The sequence below is a fragment of the Mycobacterium sp. NGS34 genome, assembly GCF_059812845.1.
Window position 1 is genome coordinate 291,036 of sequence record NZ_JCALDM010000003.1, and the last position, 17,904, is coordinate 308,939.

The window sequence follows — 17,904 nt, forward strand, 5'->3', positions numbered from 1 at the left end:
GCGTGCGGCCCCGTGACTCAGGCGCGGCTCAGATGGGCGCGCAACGCCGAAATCAGTTCGCTGGTCGCGACGGCGCTGTCGCCGCCGAGCTGGAACAGGTTCACGAAGCCGTGGGTCAGCGAGCCCAGGTAGCGCAGGTCCACCGCGGTCCCGGCGGCCTGCAGCGCCGCGGCGTAGGCCTCGCCCTCGTCGCGCAGCGGGTCGAAGCCGCCGACCGCGATCAGCGCCGGCGCCAGGTCCGAGAGCGATTCGGCGAGCAGCGGCGACAGCCTCGGATCGGTCGGATCGACCCCGGAACCCCGCAGGTACTGCGCCTGGAACCAATCCATGTCGCGCCGGGTCAGCACGAATCCGCGGGCGAACAGGCTCATCGACCGGGTTTGCGCCGTGAAGTCGGTCCGCGGGTAGATCAGCCACTGCAGCACCGGGGCGGGGCCGCCCTCGTTTCGCGCCAGCTGGGCGACGACGGCGGCCAGGTTGCCGCCGGCGCTGTCGCCACCGACCGCGACGCGCCCGGGGGCCGCGCCGAGTTCGGCGGCGTGCTCGTGCGCCCACCGGAAGGCGGTGTAGGCGTCCTCGACCGCGGCGGGCGCCGGGTGCTCGGGGGCCAGCCGATAGTCGATCGACAACACGTGGATGCCGGCGTCGCGGCACGTCAGGCGGCACAGCGGGTCGTAGGTGTCCAGATCGCCGATCACCCATCCCCCGCCGTGGTAGAAGACCAGCAGCGGCGCGTCCGCCCCGTCGACCGGGCGGTAGTGGCGAGCGCGGATCTCGCCCGCCGGTCCGGGCAGCGAGATCTCGTCCACCTCGACGTGAACCTGAGGTCCAGGCAAGGCCGCCATCGTCTCGCGCAGCTGGGCCCGGGAGGCGGCCGCGTCGTCGTCGAAGACCAGGCCGTCGATGCCGACGGCGTGCAAGCCGGACAGCATCAGCTGCAGCGTCGGGTCCAGCGTGTTGCCGTCGATGATGACCGAGCGCCCGCCGAACAGCGCCCGCTTGGCGGGGGTCGGAATCCACGGAATGACCTTGACGCCGATGGTGGACACGGCGCCCTGCACGCGGCTCGTCCACCGCATCGATGCGCGTTTGGCTCCGAGGTCGAGGTCCGCCGCGAGACTCTTGGTCATGACTTTCTCCTGCTCCCCCAGTCACGCCGGACAACGGTCGTCCGGTACCCGTCTGTACCCGGCGTGCCTTGCGACCAACTTTACGGGCGTCGACAACGCGCGGCACAGGGGATGCCCGCGCGGGCGTCGCTCACCTGGCGTTCGCAGCTGGGTAATATCGTGATCCCCAAGTCGGTGAACCCACACGGATTGCGAGTGATTTCCGCGGCGGATCCGGATCCACGAACCTTCAATTTCACAGGTAGGTGAATGACGTTGACTCGCGAGTCGGGCGCCGCCATACCGTCGATAGCACTCAATGACGAAAACACCATCCCGGCGCTCGGCCTCGGAGTCGCCGAATTGTCGGAGGACGACACCGAGCGCGCCGTGTCGGCCGCGCTGGAAGTCGGCTGCCGGCTCATCGACACCGCGGCCGCCTACGGCAACGAAGCCGCCGTGGGCCGCGCGATCGCGGCGTCCGGGATTCCGCGCGCGGAGCTGTTCGTCACCAGCAAGCTGGCCACCGCGGACCACGGTTTCGCCAAGGCGCCGCAGGCCTGCATCGCCAGCCTGGAGCGTCTCGGCCTGGACTACGTCGACCTCTACCTGGTCCATTGGCCCGCCCCGGCGCAGGGCCTGTTCGTCGACGCCTTCGGCGGCTTGATCCAGTCCCGCGGAGACGGCAATGCCCGCTCGATCGGCGTGTCCAACTTCACCGAGGACCAGCTCTCCACGGTGATCGACCTGACGTTCGTCACGCCGGCGGTCAACCAGATCGAGCTGCACCCGCTGCTCAACCAGGACGGCATGCGCAAGGCCAACGCGCAGCACAACGTCGTCACCCAGTCCTACACGCCGCTCGCGCTGGGCAAGCTGACCGAAAACCCCACGGTGACCTCGGTGGCCGCCGAATACGGCAAGACGCCGGCCCAGGTGCTGCTCCGGTGGAACGTGCAACTGGGCAATTCGGTCGTTTTCCGCTCGAGCAACCCCGAGCGCATCGCCAGCAATTTGGACATCTTCGATTTCGAATTGGCCGGCGAGCACATGGACACGATCAACGCCCTCAACGACGGCACCCGGCTGCGCCCGGACCCGGACACCTACGACGGCGCTTAAGCGGCTGGGCTATCCCGCCGGGCAGGTGGCCGCGGCCTGGCGCAGCACTGTCGTCGACGGCTGGTCGACCGGCAACTGGTAACCACGCAGCACGGCGATGAATTGCATCGCGTACTGGCACGCGAACGCGGCGTTCGGCGGCATCCACTGGGCCGGCGGCGAATCGCCCTTGTCCTGATTGGCCTGCCCCTCGACGGCCAGCAGGTTGGCCGGATCGTTGGCGAAACGCAGCCGCTCGGGCATCGGCCAGGCCCAGGCCCCCATGTCCCAGGCGTAGGCCAGCGGGACGATGTGGTCGATCTGCACCGCCTCGCCGACCTTGGCGCCACGCTGAAACATCACCGTGGTGTTGGTGTACGGGTCGTGCAGGATTCCGGTCGCCACCGCGTTGGGGCACCGCTTGACCGAAACGTAGGTCTTGTCGACGAGATCACGGTCGAGGATGTCGTCGCGGGTGTCGCACCCGTTGTGCCCCAGCGGGGCGTCGTTGTCGTCGTCCCACGCGTCGCCGAACGCCGGGCGGCGGTAGTCGTAGCGGTGGACCCGCTCCGGCAGCACCCCGACGCCCGCGAGCACGTCGGCGCCGGGTTGCACCGTGGGCACGTCGGCGCGGGCGGCGACTTCGGCGTGCTTGGACGAAACCGATCCCAGCGTCTGGTAGGCGACCAGCACCGCGAGCACCGCGGCCGCCGACAACCACAGCAGCAGCTTCTTGTTCAAGCCTTGTCCAGGTATTCGATCCGGTCGGTGTCCGTGAAACGCGCTGCCAGCAAACGCAATTCGGGGTTGTCGGGATCGCGCTCGTAGGTCCGCACGCAGAAGTCGCGGGCGACCTCGATGTACGTCCCGTGGTCGGCCAGCGACAGCAACCGCAACGTGACGGCCCTGCCGGATTGGTTGCGGCCCAGCACGTCTCCCTCGCGGCGCTCCTTGAGGTCCAGGTCGGCGAGGGCGAAGCCGTCCATGGTCTCGGCCACGGCGCGCAGCCGCCGCCCGGCCTGCGAGTCCGGGGGGACCCAGCTGGCCAGCAGGCACAGGCTCGGATGTTCGCCCCGGCCGATGCGCCCGCGCAGCTGATGCAGCTGGCTGATGCCGAACCGGTCGGCGTCCATCACCAGCATGATCGTGGCGTTGGGGACGTCGACTCCGACCTCAATGACGGTGGTGCACACCAGCACATCGACGTCACCGGCGCGGAAGGCGGCCATCGCGGCGTCCTTCTCGTCGGCCGACAGCCGCCCGTGCATCAGGGCCAGCCGCAGGTCGGCCAGCTCCCGGGAGCGCAATCGCTCGAACATCCCCACCGCGGTCGACGAAGGACGGCGGCCCTCCTCTTTTTCCTTTTCGGGGTCGTCGGCCTCGTCGATTCGGGGCGCCACCACATAGACCTGGCGGCCCGCGGAGACCTCCTCGATGATGCGGTGCCAGGCACGCTCGAGCCACGTGGGCTTGTCGTCGACGAAGATGACGTTGGTGCTGATCGGCTGGCGTCCGCGCGGAAGTTCGCGCAGCGTCGAGGTCTCCAAGTCGCCGTACACCGTGAGCGCGACGGTCCGCGGTATCGGCGTCGCGGTCATCACCAGAAGGTGCGGCGTGATGCCCTCGGGAGCCTTGGCGCGCAGTTGATCTCGCTGCTCGACGCCGAACCGGTGCTGTTCGTCGACCACCACCATGCCCAGGTTGTGAAAGTTCACCGCGTCCTGCAGCAGCGCGTGGGTGCCGATGACGATGCCGGCGTGACCGCCGACGACCTCGTCGCGGACCTGCTTCTTCTGCGCGGCCGTCATCGAGCCGGTGAGCAGCGCCACCCGCGTCGCGTTGTCCGCCCCGCCCAGCTGGCCCGCCATCGCCAACTCGCCGAGGACGTCTCGGATCGACCGGAGATGTTGTGCGGCAAGGACTTCCGTGGGCGCCAGCAGCGCGCACTGGTAGCCCGCGTCCACCATCTGCAGCATCGCCAGCACCGAGACGATCGTCTTGCCGGAGCCGACCTCGCCCTGCAGCAGCCGGTTCATCGGGCGGTTCTCGGCCAGGCCGTCGGACAGCACGTCGAGCACCTCGCGCTGGCCCGCCGTCAGCTCGAAGGGCAACCGCCGCAACAACTCCGCCGCGAGGCCGTCGGGTCGCGGTGGCGCCTGCGGCCCAGACTCGGACAACTCACCGTGTCGCCGGGCGACCAGCGCCCACTGCAGGCCGACGGCCTCGTCGAAGGTCAATCGCTCACGCGCCCTTTGGCGTTCGCGCTCGTCTTCCGAGAGATGGATCGCGCGCAGCGCCTGGTCCTCGGGCATCAGGCCGAGTTGGGCGCGCAGGTCTTCCGGCAGCGGATCGGGCACCGGGTCGAGGACGTCGAGCACCTGGCGGACGGTCGCGAAGATGTCCCAGCTCTGCAATTTCGCGCTGGCGGGATAGATCGCGAAGAAGCGGCGTTCATACGCATCCACGACCTCTTCGGCGGTGGAGGCTCGCGACGCGCCCGCGATTTTGGCCAGCGACTTGGTGCCGTGGGCCTTGCCATCCGGTGAATCGAGAATGAGAAAGGCCGGGTGCGTGAACTGCATAGCGCCCTTGTAGTAACCGACTTCGCCGGACAACATCACCTTGGTTTGTTTGGTCAGCTCCTTGCTGATCCAGGCCGCGTTGAAAAACGTCGCCGTCACCTTGTTGCGTCCGCTGCCAACGGTGATGCGGCAGTATTTCTTCTTCGGGTCCTTGTTCATCGACTTCGTGAAGGCATCCGTGATGACGTCGACGATGGTGATGTGCTCGCCCTCTTCGGGCCGCTCGTCGCCGAAGCCCCAAAGGCTCGCGCCTTCGGAGTAGCCGCGCGGGTAATGGCGCAGCAAGTCGTCCACGGTCCGGATGCCGAATATTTCGTCGAGCAGCTTGACCGCCTTGCCTCCCACCACGTAGGTCAGCCGGTCGGACAGCGACGCCACGGCTACTCGACCCCGATCAGCAGGGCGTCGCCGCGGTGACCGGTGCGGTAGGTCATCAGCTCGGTCCCCGGGTGGTGGTCGTGCACGTGGTCCTGCAGCACCTCGCCGACCGCGACGCCGTCGGCCTCCGCCATGCCGGCGCCGATCAGCACGGTCACCAGGTCGCCGCCGGATGCCAGCAGCAGGTCGAGCAGGCCGATCGCCGCCGCGGCCACGTCGGCGGCCACGATGAGCACCTCGTCGCCCGCGATGCCCAGGCCGTCGCCCGGCTGGCAGCGGCCGGCCCACGTCAACGCGCTCTCGGTGGCCACGCGCACCGACCCGTGCCGGGCCGCACCGGCCGCGCGCGCCATCGTGAAGCCGTCGTCGACCGCCTGCCGGTCCGTCTCGTGCACGGCCAGCGCGGCCAGCCCCTGCACCATCGATCCCGCCGGTATCGGCACCACGTCGATCCCCCAGCCGATGGCCGCCGTGCAGCCGGCCACCAGCTCCTCGGCGGCCACATAACCGTTGGGCAGCACCATCACCTGGGCGGCGCCGGTGTCGACCACCGCCCGCACCAGCTGGTGGGCGCTGACGTCGCCGATGTCCGGATCGGGCCGCAGCACGCAGGCGCCCTCGCCGGAGAACAGCTCGGCCGCGCCGTCGCCGTCCACGACGGCCAGCACCGCGCGTTCGCGCGTCCAGCCGCCGGCGGGCATCCCGGTGGCGCCGGAGGTCAGCGCCGAGATGACGATGCGGCTGAGGCGCCCGGCCGCCAGTCCGGCCTCGACGGCGGCCCCGGCGTCGTCGGTGTGTACGTGCACCGAGTAGCTGTCCAGCGTGGTGGCCTCCTGCGCGGCCGCCGCGGCGATGGCCACGGATTCCCCCAGGCCCTCGAGCCGATTTCGCAGTTCGTCCGCGGCCGCGGAATCGCAGCCGTCCAGCCGGTACATCACCTCGAACTGCGGCGCCGGCTGTTCGGCGGCGGCTTCGGGCCAGTGCGCGCGCGGCGACGGCGCGTACACCGCCCGGCGGGGCGCCAGGCCCGTGACGGCGCAGCGCAGCGCGTCCAGCAGGACGAGCAGGCCGCGCCCGCCGGCGTCGACGGCGCCGGCGTGGGCGAGGACGTCGAGCTGCTCGGGGGTCTTTTCCAACGCGATCACCGCCGCGTCGCCGGCCGCGGTGATCGCGGCGGGCAGCCCTTCGGCGGCGCACTCCTCGACGGCCTCGGCGGCCGCCCGCAACACCGAGACGATGGTCCCCGGGACTTCGGCGCCGCCCATTGACGCGATGACCAGTTCCACGCCGCGCCGCAATGCGGCGCCGAGGACGGGGGCGTCCAGGTGGGGCAGCTCGCCGCCGGACTCAGCCGCCGCGGTCGCGGTGACATCAGCGATGCCGCGCAGGATTTGCGACAATATCACCCCGGAATTGCCGCGGGCGCCGTTCAGCGCGCCGGTCGACAGGGCCGCGGCCACCCGGGCCACGCATCCATCGCCGCCGGCCCCGGAGTTGGCCTCCGCCAGCGCGGAACGCATGGTGAACAGCATGTTCGCGCCGGTGTCGGAATCGGCGACCGGGAAGACGTTGAGCCGGTTGATCTCGTCGATATGGGTGATCAGGTCGCTGACGGCGGTGTGGGCCCAGTCCCGCAGGGTCGCGGCGTCCAGTAGCGCCTCTGACGTGCCCAAGCGACCCACCTCCCTCGGAGCCTCCCAGCGGCCAGCCACGACAACGCGCCCGCTGCCTGAGTGCGCCGACCCATCGAGCCTAGCCAGAGCGGGCGACAATGCCGGGTCCGCGTCGCCGGGCGGGTGTTGATCGTTTTGGTAGTTGCCCATGTCAGTCGGTATCCTGGGCAGGCCCGAGTCATTCCGGGCTGTCCCGGCCTTGCTAGACCGCCGAGCCGGACCCCCGAACATTTGAGGAGTTTGAACAATGGCCGCTGTGTGCGATATCTGCGGGAAAGGCCCCGGCTTCGGCAAGTCGGTGTCGCACTCCCACCGCCGCACCAGCCGCCGGTGGGACCCCAACGTTCAGACCGTGCACGTCGTGACCCGTCCGGGTGGCAACAAGAAGCGGCTGAATGTCTGCACGTCCTGCATCAAGGCCGGCAAAGTCGTTCGCGGCTAATCCCGCACGACGAGGACGGTCTTGCCCGGCTTCCGGCCCGGTTGCCGACCGCTTTCGAACGCATCCCGCCCGCGCTCGAGCGGAAACGTCCGCGCGATCTGAACGCGCAATCGCCCCTCGTCGACGTGCGCGGCTAGCTCGGCGAGCTGCGCGCGATCGGGCGTCACGATGAAGAAGGTGGCGCTCACGCCGTAGTCGTCGGCCTTCCCCTCCGGCGGGGGTGCCGAGAGGGTGATCAGCCGTCCCCCGCGGCGCAGCACGCCATACGACCGGTCCAGCGTCTCGCCGCCGACGGTGTCGATGACGACGTCGTACGCGGGACCGTCGCCGTCGAACGCCTCGGTGCGCACGTCGATGACCCGTTGCGCACCGAAACCTATGACGAGCTCGCTTGTGTCGCTGCGGACGGTGGCGGTGACCCGCGCGCCGAGGATGGCGGCGAGCTGAACCGTCAGCGCGCCGACCCCGCCCGCCCCGCCGTGCACCAGGACGTCCTCCCCCGGCCGGACCGCGGCATGGTCGACCAGCGCCTGCAGCGCGGTGAGCCCGGCGAGCGGCAGCGCGGCGGCGGCGACGTGCGACGCCGTGGACGGCTTGGCGGCCAGGTCGGCCGCCGGCACCGTGACATATTCGGCCGCAGCGCCGTCGCGGTCGAATTGGGTCAGCCCGTACACCTCGTCGCCGACGGTGAAATCGGCTACGCCCGAACCGATTTCGGAGATCACGCCAGACACCTCGTGCGACGGGATCACCGGGGTCCGGTCGGCGCCGCCACGCGTCCAGGTCTCCTCCCACGTCAGCTCGTCGAAGGTGATGGCCGCGGCGTGCACCGCGATCAGCACTTCCCCCGCCGCGGGCACCGGAATCGGCGCGCCCTCGACGACCAACACCTCGGGGCCGCCCCGCCGATGTGCGCGCAGGGCGGTCATCTCGGTCACGGCAGCCGCCAATCGATCGGGTCGGCGCCCATCCCCACCAGCAGCTCGTTGGCGCGGCTGAACGGGCGCGAGCCGAAAAAGCCGCGAGACGCCGACAGCGGCGACGGGTGCGGCGACTCGATCGCCACGCAATTGCCTTCGGCCAGCATGGGTTTCAGCGTCGACGCGTCGCGGCCCCACAGGATGGCCACCAGCGGCAGGGACCGCTCGGCCAGCGCGCGAATCGCGCACTCGGTCACCGCCTCCCAGCCCTTGCCCCGGTGCGACGCCGGATTGTTGGGCCGCACGGTGAGCACCCTGTTCAGCAGCATCACGCCCCGCTGCGCCCAGGGCGTCAGGTCGCCGCACACCGGCTGCGGGTGGCCCAGGTCGGCGGCGTACTCGTCGAAGATGTTGGCCAGGCTGCGGGGCAGCGGACGCACGTCGGGCGCCACCGAGAAGCTCAGGCCTACGGCGTGCCCGGGCGTCGGGTAGGGGTCCTGCCCGACGATCAGCACCTTGACATCGTCGAACGGATAGGTGAAGGCGCGCAACACGTTTGGCCCGGCCGGCAGGTACCGGCGACCCGCGGCGATCTCGGCCCGCAGGAACTGCCCCAGCTGGGCGACCTGCTCGGTGACGGGTTTGAGCGCGGTGGCCCAGCCCGGTTCGACGAGCTCGCTCAGCGGGCGCGCGGTCATTGCAGCCCCTTGACGAGCAGCACCACCGTGTCGGCCCCCGCCCGCCGGTCCTTCGAGATCTCCTGATATTCCGGTGATTGCGCCCAACCGCGGAACGCGGCCTGGTCGGGAAATGACATCAGCACCAGCTTCTCGCGGTCCCAGTCGCCCTCGACGACCTCGGGCGACTCGTCGGCGGCGAGCAGCGTTCCTTGGTGGCGACGGAAGACCTCCATGAACCCCGCCTGGTACCGGTCGTAGGCTGCCCGGTCGGTGAACCTCAGTTGGGCGATCGCGTAGACGGTCACCGCGTCACACTAGCGCCCACTCCGATGCCCGCCTCCTCCTCGGGCCGCGACGCGGCCCGCATCGTCACCGGGCGAAAGACTGCCAGCCCGCGTAGCCGCTCCACTCCGCGCCGTCGACGAGCACGCGGGCCGGCCCCTCGAGCACGCGGCCGATCACGCGCCAGCCGGCCGGCGCCGTGCCGGCGAAACAGGCCGCCAGGGCGTGGTCCTCACCGCCGGAGAGCACCCACGCCAACGGGTCGGCGCCGACGACGTGACCGGCCGCGGCCAGCGCGGCTTGGTCCGCGCTCAGCGCCGCGGTGGACAAGTCGATGCCGACCCCGGACGCGTCGGCGACATGCCGCACGTCGGCGATCAGGCCGTCGGACACATCGATCATCGCCTGCGCGCCGGCGGCCCCGGCGACGGCGCCCTGGCCATAGGGCGGTTCCGGCACCAGATGGCGGCGCCGCAGCTCGTCGAAACCCTCGATCCCGTTCTGCCACAGGGCATATCCGGCGGCGGAGCGGCCCAGCTCGCCGGCGACGGCGATCACCGAGCCGGCCTTCGCCCCGGACCGCAGCACGGGGGCGCGGCCCTCGAGGTCACCCAGCACCGTCACGGACAGCACCCATTGCGGGCAGCTGACCAGGTCGCCGCCGGCGATGCCGGCGCCGAGCCGGGCCGCCTCGTCCCACATCCCGTCGACCAGCGCGTCCACCTGCGCGGCCGGGGTATCGCCGGGCGCCGCGAACCCGACGACGAAGGCCGTGGGCCGCCCGCCCATCGCCTCGATGTCGGCGGCGTTCTGCGCGATCGCCTTGCGGCCGACGTCGTGGGGCGTCGACCAGTCCAGCCGAAAGTGCCGGTCCTGCACCAGCACATCGGTCGAGACCAGGGTGCGGCCGTCGCCCGCCGACACCAGCGCCGCGTCGTCGCCGGGCCCGACCAGTACCGCGTCGGGTTGCCGACGGCCGCGCACCGCCCGATCGATGACGGCGAACTCGCCGAGCCGCGCCAGCGTGGGGGACTCCCCCGATGTGTCGTCGCGCACGCCACCTCCTCCGGCCCTCTGCGGTCGCCCCGACCTCCGGTAAGTTGGGTCTCTGCCCGATCGCGCCAGTGTAAGAGAAGGAGGTGCGCGGGCGGTGAACGCCGAACCCGCAAGCGGCCCCACAACCGACACCGGACCACCGCGCGCCGTGATGATCGCGGCGATCGCGCTGGCCGTCGCGGCGATCGGGGTGATCCTGGCCATCGCGGCGACCCGCCAGGCGCCGCCGCAGCCGGTTACCGTCGCGGCCTTCCCGGCGCCGCAGGCGACCAGCGCCGCCTGCCGGGCGCTGGCCGACGCGCTGCCGCAACGGCTCGGCGATTACCAGCGCGCGCAGCTGGCGCAGCCGGCGCCCGACGGCGCGGCGGCGTGGCGGACCTCGCCGGACAGCCAGCCGGTGGTGTTGCGCTGCGGGCTCGACCGCCCCGCCGAGTTCGTGGTGGGGTCCCCGATCCAGATCGTCGACCGCGTGCAGTGGTTCGAGGTGGCCGCCGGCCAGCAATCCGCGGGCGAGGCCGGCAGGGCCACGTGGTACACCGTCGACCGGCCGGTGTACGTGGCGCTCACGCTGCCCGCGGGATCGGGACCCACGCCCATCCAGCAGCTCTCCGACGCGATCGACCACAGCATCCCGGCCGCGCCGATCGACCCGGCACCCGCGCGCTCGTAGTCAGCGAAGACCGACGCCCCGCGCCAGCGCCGTCTCCACCATGATGGCGAGCAGGGTGGGATAGTCGACCCCGCTGGCCGCCCACATCCTCGGGTACATCGAGGTGGTCGTGAAGCCCGGCATCGTGTTGATTTCGTTGATGATTGGCCCGTTCTCGGTGAGGAAAAAGTCGACCCGGGCCAAACCCTGGCAGTCGATCGCCTTGAACGCCCGGATCGCCAATTCGCGCACCGCGTCGGCGATGTCGTCCTCGACCTTCGCGGGCACGTCCAATTCGGCTGCGTCCTCGAGGTATTTCGTCGCGAAGTCGTAGAACGAGTCCTCGCGGCCCCGCACCCCGGCCACCCGGATCTCGCCCACGGTGCTGGCTTGCACTGTGCCGTTGGGCATTTCGAGGACGCCGCACTCCAGCTCGCGACCGTTGATCGCCGCCTCGACGATCACCTTCGGATCGTGCCGACGGGCGTTCGCGACCGCGGCGGCCAGCTCGTCCCAACTCGCGGCCCGGCCGACGCCGATCGAGGAGCCGCCGCGCGCCGGCTTCACGAACACCGGCAGGCCCAGGCGCTCGCGCTCGTCGAGGCTCAGCGCCGCCAGCGGCGCGCGCAGCACCGCGTGCGGACCGATCGGAAGCCCCTCGGCGGCAAGGAGCTTCTTCATGAACTCCTTGTCCATGCCCGCGGCACTGGCCAGCACCCCGGCGCCGACGTAGGGCACCCCGGCGAGCTCCAGCAGACCCTGGATCGTGCCGTCCTCGCCGTAGGGGCCGTGCAAAACCGGAAACACCACGTCGACCGACGTCAACACCTCACCGGCCCCGGGCGACAGCGAGACCAGCTCACCGCCGCGCCGCGGATCCGCCGGCAGGGCCAGCTCGGTGCCCGATTCGGCGGTCACCTCGGGCAACTGCCGATCGGTGATCGCCAGCGCATCCGGGTCGCCGTCGGTGAGCACCCACGAACCCTGCGGGGTGATGCCGATCGGGATCACCTCGAAACGCTGCGGGTCGAGGTTGCGCAGAATGCTGCCCGCCGACACGCACGAGATCGCGTGCTCGTTGCTGCGCCCGCCGAAGACGACGGCGACGCGCACGCGCTGGCTGGCATTCACAACCTGGAGAGGCTACCGGGTGCGGGGCCCCGGGGTCGGGCACCGGACCGCCAGCTGGGCTTTCGCTAGCCGGAGCGCCTCATTCGGGCTTGGTGCTGCGGCCCAGCAGCAACGCCATCGCCTCGTCCACCGACAGCCCCTTGTGGCAGACCCGGTGCACGGCCTCGGTCAGGGGCATCTCGACGTCGTAGCTGGCCGCCAGCGCGAGCACGGCCTCGCACGACGTCACGCCCTCGACCACGTGCCCCTCCCCCGCCTGCGTGGCCGACTCCATGGTCCCGCCGCGGCCCAGGCATTCGCCGAACGACCGGTTGCGCGAATGCGGCGAGGTGCAGGTGGCCACCAGGTCCCCGACGCCGGCCAGCCCGGCCAGCGTCGCCCCCTTGGCGCCGAGGGCTATGCCCAACCGCATGATCTCCGCCAGGCCCCGCGTGATGATCGCCGCGGCCGTGTTTTCGCCGAGCCCGACGCCGGCCGCCATTCCGCAGGCGAGCGCGATGACGTTCTTGCAGGCCCCGCCGACCTCGGTGCCCACCACGTCGCTATTGGTATAAGGACGGAAGTAGCCGCTGTTCAGCATGCGCTGCACGGCGACGGCGCGGCCGGAGTCGCTGCACGCGACGACCGTGGCGGCGGGCTGGCACTGCGCGATCTCGCTGGCCAGGTTGGGCCCCGAGATGACCGCGACCTGAGTCGGGTCCACGCCGGTCACCGAGACGATCACCTGGCTCATCCGCATGAGCGAGCCCAGTTCGATGCCCTTGGCGAGGCTGACCAGGGTCGCGCCGTCGGCCACCATCGGCGCCCAGCGCTCGAGGTTGCCGCGCATCGTCTGCGCCGGCACCCCCAGCAGCACCGTCGTCGCGCCGGCCAGCGCCTCGCTGGCGTCGGCGGTGGCGCGGATGCCCGGCGGCAACAGCGTGCCGGGCAGATAGGCGGGGTTGTACCGAGTGGAGTTGATCTCGTCGGCGACGTCGGAGCGCCGCGCCCACAGCGCGACTTGTGCTTCCGGCCCCCCCGCCTCAGCCAGCACCTTGGCCAGCGCCGTCCCCCAGGCGCCGGCACCCATCACCGCGACGGCGCCATCCGAACCGGCAACCGTGCTGGCCATTTGATCCCCTATCTGTGACGCGACGGTGTTCCGTCACGCTACCGCGACGCCTAGCCGCATCGATCCCGCTGGCAGGATGGCGGGATGAGCGGCACACGGGCCGAGGGGGCGGACGACGGCGCGGGTGACGTCGCGTTGATCATCGCCGTCAAGCGGCTCGCCGCCGCCAAGACCCGCCTGGCCCCGGTCTTCTCGGCGCGCACGCGGGAGAAGGTGGTGCTGGCCATGTTGGTCGACACCCTGACCGCCGCGTCGGGTGTCGATGCGCTGGGATCGATCACCGTCGTCACGCCCGACGAAGCCGCGGCGGCCGCGGCGGCCGAGCTCGGGGCCGGCGTGCTGGCCGACCCCACACCCGATGGCGACCGCGACCCGCTGAACAGCGCGATCACCGCCGCCGAACGAGCGGTGGCCGGGGCGTTCACCAATATCGTTGTGCTGCAAGGTGATTTGCCCGCGCTGCAGACCCAGGAGTTGGCCGAGGCGATTACCGCCGCCCGCCAGCACCGGCGCAGCTTCGTCGCCGACCGGCTGGCCACGGGAACCGCCGCGCTGTGCGCGTTCGGCGCCCCGCTGGATCCGCAGTTCGGCCCGGATTCGTGCGCGCGGCACCGGCGTTCGGGCGCGATCGAGCTCACCGGCGCCTGGCCCGGCCTGCGATGCGATGTCGACACCCCCGCCGACCTGGCGGCCGCGCGTCGCCTCGGGGTCGGGGCCGCGACCGCCCGGGCCATCAAATAGCACGAGCGCAGCTCTAACGAAACCCCGCAACAGCAAACTTGTACGGGCGATGAACGGCGCGCCAACTGCGAATGGATGTCCGCCGGGCGCTAGCAGCACCAGCGGGTGATGAGCAATGATCGCAGGGTGACCGAAACCGAAGCCGAGGCACGGCCCGACGAGACCACGTGGCATTCAGGCGAGGCCGACGTGGCGGCCCCACCCGCGGCCACCCCGGCCGCGATCTCCGACGAGCTGCCCGAGGACCGCTACCTCAACCGGGAACTGAGCTGGTTGGACTTCAACTCGCGCGTGCTGGCGCTCGCCGCCGACAACTCGCTGCCGCTGCTGGAGCGCGCGAAGTTCCTGGCGATCTTCGCGTCCAACCTCGACGAGTTCTACATGGTGCGGGTGGCCGGCCTCAAGCGCCGCGACGAGATGGGCCTGTCCGTCCGGTCGGCCGACGGCCTGACCCCGCGCGAGCAACTGGCCCGCATCGGCGAGCAGACCCAGCGAATCGCCACCCGCCACGCGCGGGTGTTCCTCGATTCGGTGCGACCGGCGCTCGCCGAGGAAGGCATCCGCATCGTCACGTGGGCCGATCTGGATCAGGCGGAGCGCGACGAATTGTCCACCTATTTCACCGAACAAGTCTTTCCCGTCCTGACGCCGCTGGCGGTCGATCCCGCTCACCCGTTCCCGTTCGTCAGCGGGTTGAGCCTGAACCTGGCGGTCATGGTGCGCCAGCCCGAGGATGGTGGCCAGCACTTCGCCCGGGTCAAGGTGCCCAACAACGTCGATCGTTTCGTCGAGCTCGACGTCCGCGGTGCGTCCGACGACGGGCCGGGAATCGTCCGCTATCTACCGATGGAAGAACTGATCGCGGCCTTTTTGCCCGAGCTGTTCCCGGGTATGGAAATCGTTGAGCATCACGCCTTCCGCATCACCCGCAACGCGGACTACGAGGTTGAAGAGGACCGCGACGAGGATCTGCTGCAGGCGCTGGAGCGCGAGCTGGCGCGCCGGCGGTTCGGTTCGCCGGTGCGGCTCGAGATCGCCGACGACATGACCGAGAGCATGCTGGAGCTGCTGCTGCGCGAACTCGACGTGCACCCCGGCGACGTCATCGAAGTGCCCGGCCTCCTGGACCTTTCGTCGTTGTGGCAGATCTACGGGATCGAGCGGCCGGCGCTCAAGGATCCGACGTTCGTTCCCGACACCCACCCAGCCTTCGCCGACCGCGAGACACCGCGCAGCATCTTCGCGACTCTGCGCGAAGGCGATGTGCTGCTTCATCATCCGTATGACTCGTTCTCGACCAGCGTGCAGCGCTTCATCGAGCAGGCCGCCGCCGACCCCAACGTGCTGGCGATCAAGCAGACGTTGTACCGCACCTCCGGTGACTCGCCGATCGTTCGGGCGCTGATCTCCGCGGCCGAGGCCGGCAAGCAAGTCGTGGCCATGGTGGAGATCAAGGCGCGCTTCGACGAGCAGGCCAACATCCGCTGGGCGCGCACACTTGAGCAGGCGGGCGTGCACGTCGTCTACGGGTACGTCGGGCTGAAGACACACTGCAAGACCTGCCTCGTGGTGCGCCGCGAGGGTTCGGCGATCCGCCGGTACTGCCACATCGGGACCGGCAACTACAACGGGAAGACGGCGCGACTGTACGAGGACGTCGGTCTGCTCACGGCGTCCCCCGAAATCGGCGCCGACCTGACCGATTTGTTCAATTCGCTTACCGGCTACTCGCGCAAGGTTTCCTATCGCAATCTCTTGGTCGCCCCGCACGGTATCCGCACCGGCATCATCGAACGCGTCGAGCGCGAGATTGCCGCCCACCGCGAACACGGCGGCGGCCGGATCCGGATGAAGATGAACGCTCTGGTCGACGAGCAGGTGATCGACGCGTTGTATCGCGCGTCGCGGGCCGGTGTGCGAGTCGAGGTGGTGGTGCGCGGCATCTGCGCGCTGCGCCCGGGCGCGGAGGGCTTTTCGGAGAACATCTCGGTCCGTTCGATCCTCGGCCGCTTCCTGGAGCACTCGCGGATCATGCATTTCAACCGCATCAGCGAGTTCTGGATCGGCAGCGCCGACATGATGCACCGCAACCTCGACCGGCGGGTCGAGGCGCTGGTTCAGGTCAAGGATCCGCGGCTCACCGCATATCTGGACGACCTGTTCACCTCCGCGCTGGATCCGTCGACCCGGTGCTGGGAACTGGGTTCCGACGGGCAGTGGATCGCGTCGCCCCAGGAGGGTCAGACCGTGCGCGACCATCAGGTATCGCTGATGGAGCGGCACCGCAGCCCCTGACGCCGTGTGATAGCTTCCAGGTCGCATCCACGACCGCGAGCGAATTGACCTGCAGGAGTTTAGGTGTCGAACCAGACCTCATCGGCGGGTCGGCGGTCGGGAAGCCGGATCGTGTACGCGGCGGGCGCGGTGCTGTGGCGGACCGGCGGCGACGATCCGGCGAACGCGAGCCTCGAGGTCGCGGTGATCCACCGGCCCCGTTACGACGACTGGTCGCTGCCGAAGGGCAAGGTGGACCCCGGCGAGACGGCCCCCGTGGCGGCCGTCCGCGAGGTGCTCGAGGAGACCGGCCACCGCGCCATCCTCGGCCGGCGCCTCGACATGGTGAGCTATCCGATCGAGCAGGGCGTCAAGAAGGTCTACTACTGGGCGGCGCGCGACACCGGCGGCGAATTCGCGCCGGGACGCGAGGTCGACGAGTTGGTGTGGCTGCCGGTCGCCGGGGCGAAGGACAGACTCAGCTACCCCCACGATCGAAAGATGTTGCGCCACTTCGCGAAACAACCCGAAGACACGCGAACCGTGCTGGTGGTGCGGCACGGAACCGCGGGCCGCAAATCACGTTTCAAGGGCGACGACACCAAGCGCCCGCTCGACAAGCGCGGGCGCGCGCAGGCGGAGGCCCTGGTTCCCCAGCTGCTGGCCTTCGGCGCCACCGAGGTGTACGCCGCGGACCGGCTCCGCTGTCACCAGACCGTCGAGCCGCTCGCCGAGGAACTGGGTGTGACGGTCCACAACGAGCCCGCCCTCACCGAGGAGTCGTACGCGAAGAGCCCCAAGCGGGCGCGCCACCGGATGCTGCGCATCGCCGAGGAGGCGGCCGGCACGCCCGTGATTTGCACGCAGGGCAAGGTGATTCCGGACCTCATCGCCTGGTGGTGCGAACGCGACGGGGTGCGCGCCGACAAGTCGCGCAACCACAAGGGCAGCACGTGGGTGCTGTCGCTGTCCGGCGGCCGTCTGGTGGCGGCCGACCACATCGGCGGCGCGCTGGCCGCCAACGTGCGGGCCTGACACACAAATACCCTCCGGGTGGCATTGCGCCACCCCGAAGGGTATTCGCGTGTGGAACTTCCTACCGGCGACCGCGCCGAGCGGCGGCCTTCTTGGCGGGAGCCTTGCGGGCCGGAGCCTTGCTCGCCGTCTTCTTGGCCGGAGCCCTCTTCACCGCGGCCTTCTTGGCCGGAGCCTTCTTCACCGCGGCCTTCTTGGCGGGAGCCTTCTTCACGACCTTCTTGGCCGGGGCCTTCTTAACCGCGGCCTTCTTGGCCGGAGCCTTCTTAACCGCGGCCTTCTTGGCCGGAGCCTTCTTGGCCGCAGCCTTCTTGGCCGGAGCCTTGCTCGCTGCCTTCTTCGCCGGAGCCTTCTTCGCCGCCTTCTTGGCTGCGCCGGCTGCTACCACACCACGTTTCACTGCAGGTCCTTCCGCCGGGAGGCGCTGTGCGCCAGACACAACCGCTTTGAATTGAGCACCGGGCCGGAACGCCGGGACCGATGTCGGCTTTACCTTTACCGTTTCGCCCGTGCGCGGATTGCGGGCCACCCGCGCCGCGCGCCGGCGCTGTTCGAAGACACCGAACCCGGTAATGGTCACACTGTCGCCCTTGTGCACGGCGCGCACAATGGTGTCGACAACATTCTCGACGGCGGCGGTCGCCTGCCGACGGTCCGAGCCCAATTTCTGTGTGAGCACATCTATGAGCTCTGCTTTGTTCATCCAAACCCTCCGAAGCCAGTGGTCCCATTTTTGGGAA

Annotated in this window: 17 protein-coding genes; 6 read left to right on the forward strand and 11 right to left on the reverse strand. The window is 70.2% G+C overall.

Annotation, left to right across the window (positions count from 1 at the left end; all coding sequences use genetic code 11):
• Positions 1 to 17: 17 nt before the first annotated feature.
• Positions 18 to 1,130 (reverse strand): alpha/beta hydrolase, encoded by a 1,113-nt coding sequence (locus AC5Y7V_RS10275; RefSeq protein WP_499879933.1) that lies wholly within the window; start codon positions 1,128 to 1,130, stop codon positions 18 to 20.
• Between the two features lie 255 nt (positions 1,131 to 1,385).
• Here AC5Y7V_RS10275 and AC5Y7V_RS10280 point away from each other — a divergent pair, with 255 nt between their 5' ends.
• Positions 1,386 to 2,231, forward strand: a complete 846-nt coding sequence (locus tag AC5Y7V_RS10280; protein ID WP_499880169.1) for an aldo/keto reductase — start codon at positions 1,386 to 1,388, stop codon at positions 2,229 to 2,231.
• 9 nt (positions 2,232 to 2,240) lie between these two features.
• Here AC5Y7V_RS10280 and AC5Y7V_RS10285 read toward each other — a convergent pair whose 3' ends face one another.
• From AC5Y7V_RS10285 to AC5Y7V_RS10295, 3 genes are read right to left on the reverse strand one after another with little or no spacing between them, the layout of a single operon-like run.
• Positions 2,241 to 2,951: an HNH endonuclease family protein gene (locus AC5Y7V_RS10285; protein ID WP_499879934.1), complete on the reverse strand. Its 711-nt coding sequence runs from the start codon at positions 2,949 to 2,951 to the stop codon at positions 2,241 to 2,243.
• The gene (recG, locus tag AC5Y7V_RS10290; RefSeq protein WP_499879935.1) at positions 2,948 to 5,170 is read right to left on the reverse strand and encodes an ATP-dependent DNA helicase RecG; all 2,223 of its coding nucleotides are present in this window, start codon (positions 5,168 to 5,170) and stop codon (positions 2,948 to 2,950) included. The genes AC5Y7V_RS10285 and recG overlap by 4 nt, the downstream gene beginning before the upstream one ends.
• Before the next feature lie 2 nt (positions 5,171 to 5,172).
• Positions 5,173 to 6,843, reverse strand: a complete 1,671-nt coding sequence (locus AC5Y7V_RS10295; protein ID WP_499879936.1) for a DAK2 domain-containing protein — start codon at positions 6,841 to 6,843, stop codon at positions 5,173 to 5,175.
• Between the two features lie 247 nt (positions 6,844 to 7,090).
• Between AC5Y7V_RS10295 and rpmB the strand changes: the two genes are divergently transcribed.
• Positions 7,091 to 7,285 carry a 50S ribosomal protein L28 gene (gene rpmB / locus AC5Y7V_RS10300; RefSeq protein ID WP_066930307.1) on the forward strand — a complete coding sequence of 65 codons (195 nt, stop codon included), beginning with the start codon at positions 7,091 to 7,093 and terminating at the stop codon, positions 7,283 to 7,285.
• Here rpmB and AC5Y7V_RS10305 read toward each other — a convergent pair.
• The 4 genes from AC5Y7V_RS10305 to AC5Y7V_RS10320 all read right to left on the reverse strand — a co-directional run bounded on the left by AC5Y7V_RS10305 (position 7,282) and on the right by AC5Y7V_RS10320 (position 10,223).
• The gene (locus AC5Y7V_RS10305; protein WP_499880170.1) at positions 7,282 to 8,214 is read right to left on the reverse strand and encodes an NADP-dependent oxidoreductase; all 933 of its coding nucleotides are present in this window, start codon (positions 8,212 to 8,214) and stop codon (positions 7,282 to 7,284) included. The genes rpmB and AC5Y7V_RS10305 overlap by 4 nt on opposite strands.
• A gap of 5 nt (positions 8,215 to 8,219) precedes the next feature.
• Positions 8,220 to 8,903: a uracil-DNA glycosylase gene (locus tag AC5Y7V_RS10310; protein ID WP_499879937.1), complete on the reverse strand. Its 684-nt coding sequence runs from the start codon at positions 8,901 to 8,903 to the stop codon at positions 8,220 to 8,222.
• Positions 8,900 to 9,190: a DUF1330 domain-containing protein gene (locus AC5Y7V_RS10315; RefSeq protein WP_499879938.1), complete on the reverse strand. Its 291-nt coding sequence runs from the start codon at positions 9,188 to 9,190 to the stop codon at positions 8,900 to 8,902. Before AC5Y7V_RS10315 ends, AC5Y7V_RS10310 begins: the two co-directional genes overlap by 4 nt.
• 64 nt (positions 9,191 to 9,254) lie before the next feature.
• Entirely contained in the window at positions 9,255 to 10,223 is a 969-nt protein-coding gene (locus AC5Y7V_RS10320; protein WP_499879939.1) for a thiamine-phosphate kinase, read from the reverse strand.
• 151 nt (positions 10,224 to 10,374) lie between these two features.
• Here AC5Y7V_RS10320 and AC5Y7V_RS10325 point away from each other — a divergent pair, with 151 nt between their 5' ends.
• Entirely contained in the window at positions 10,375 to 10,893 is a 519-nt protein-coding gene (locus tag AC5Y7V_RS10325; protein ID WP_499880171.1) for a DUF3515 domain-containing protein, read from the forward strand.
• Here AC5Y7V_RS10325 and AC5Y7V_RS10330 read toward each other — a convergent pair whose 3' ends face one another.
• Both AC5Y7V_RS10330 and AC5Y7V_RS10335 read right to left on the reverse strand, forming a co-directional pair.
• The gene (locus tag AC5Y7V_RS10330; RefSeq protein ID WP_499879940.1) at positions 10,894 to 12,003 is read right to left on the reverse strand and encodes a D-alanine--D-alanine ligase family protein; all 1,110 of its coding nucleotides are present in this window, start codon (positions 12,001 to 12,003) and stop codon (positions 10,894 to 10,896) included.
• 79 nt (positions 12,004 to 12,082) lie between these two features.
• Positions 12,083 to 13,114 carry an NAD(P)H-dependent glycerol-3-phosphate dehydrogenase gene (locus AC5Y7V_RS10335; protein WP_499879941.1) on the reverse strand — a complete coding sequence of 344 codons (1,032 nt, stop codon included), beginning with the start codon at positions 13,112 to 13,114 and terminating at the stop codon, positions 12,083 to 12,085.
• Positions 13,115 to 13,198: 84 nt separating this feature from the next.
• Here AC5Y7V_RS10335 and cofC point away from each other — a divergent pair, with 84 nt between their 5' ends.
• From cofC to mutT1, 3 genes are all read left to right on the forward strand, one after another.
• On the forward strand, positions 13,199 to 13,855 hold the full coding sequence (cofC, locus tag AC5Y7V_RS10340) for a 2-phospho-L-lactate guanylyltransferase (protein WP_499879942.1): 657 nt from the start codon (positions 13,199 to 13,201) through the stop codon (positions 13,853 to 13,855).
• A 105-nt stretch (positions 13,856 to 13,960) separates the two neighbouring features.
• On the forward strand, positions 13,961 to 16,150 hold the full coding sequence (locus AC5Y7V_RS10345; protein ID WP_499879943.1) for an RNA degradosome polyphosphate kinase: 2,190 nt from the start codon (positions 13,961 to 13,963) through the stop codon (positions 16,148 to 16,150).
• Positions 16,151 to 16,213: 63 nt separating this feature from the next.
• Positions 16,214 to 17,164 carry an 8-oxo-(d)GTP phosphatase MutT1 gene (mutT1, locus tag AC5Y7V_RS10350; protein ID WP_499879944.1) on the forward strand — a complete coding sequence of 317 codons (951 nt, stop codon included), beginning with the start codon at positions 16,214 to 16,216 and terminating at the stop codon, positions 17,162 to 17,164.
• A 61-nt stretch (positions 17,165 to 17,225) separates the two neighbouring features.
• Here the strand turns inward: mutT1 and AC5Y7V_RS10355 are convergent, their stop codons facing one another.
• A complete protein-coding gene (locus AC5Y7V_RS10355) occupies positions 17,226 to 17,867 on the reverse strand; it encodes an HU family DNA-binding protein (RefSeq protein ID WP_499879945.1) in 642 nt (213 codons plus the stop codon).
• Positions 17,868 to 17,904: the final 37 nt, after the last annotated feature.

What these genes read in the sequence shown, in the direction of transcription:
- AC5Y7V_RS10325 (WP_499880171.1), top strand. Translation starts at nt 10,375, where the DNA reads ATGATCGCGGCGATCGCGCTGGCCGTCGCGGCGATCGGGGTGATCCTG.
- AC5Y7V_RS10310 (WP_499879937.1), bottom strand. Translation starts at nt 8,903, where the DNA reads ATGACCGCGCGCCCGCTGAGCGAGCTCGTCGAACCGGGCTGGGCCACC.
- AC5Y7V_RS10355 (WP_499879945.1), bottom strand. Translation starts at nt 17,867, where the DNA reads ATGAACAAAGCAGAGCTCATAGATGTGCTCACACAGAAATTGGGCTCG.
- AC5Y7V_RS10335 (WP_499879941.1), bottom strand. Translation starts at nt 13,114, where the DNA reads ATGGCCAGCACGGTTGCCGGTTCGGATGGCGCCGTCGCGGTGATGGGT.
- AC5Y7V_RS10305 (WP_499880170.1), bottom strand. Translation starts at nt 8,214, where the DNA reads ATGACCGCCCTGCGCGCACATCGGCGGGGCGGCCCCGAGGTGTTGGTC.
- AC5Y7V_RS10275 (WP_499879933.1), bottom strand. Translation starts at nt 1,130, where the DNA reads ATGACCAAGAGTCTCGCGGCGGACCTCGACCTCGGAGCCAAACGCGCA.
- cofC (WP_499879942.1), top strand. Translation starts at nt 13,199, where the DNA reads ATGAGCGGCACACGGGCCGAGGGGGCGGACGACGGCGCGGGTGACGTC.
- rpmB (WP_066930307.1), top strand. Translation starts at nt 7,091, where the DNA reads ATGGCCGCTGTGTGCGATATCTGCGGGAAAGGCCCCGGCTTCGGCAAG.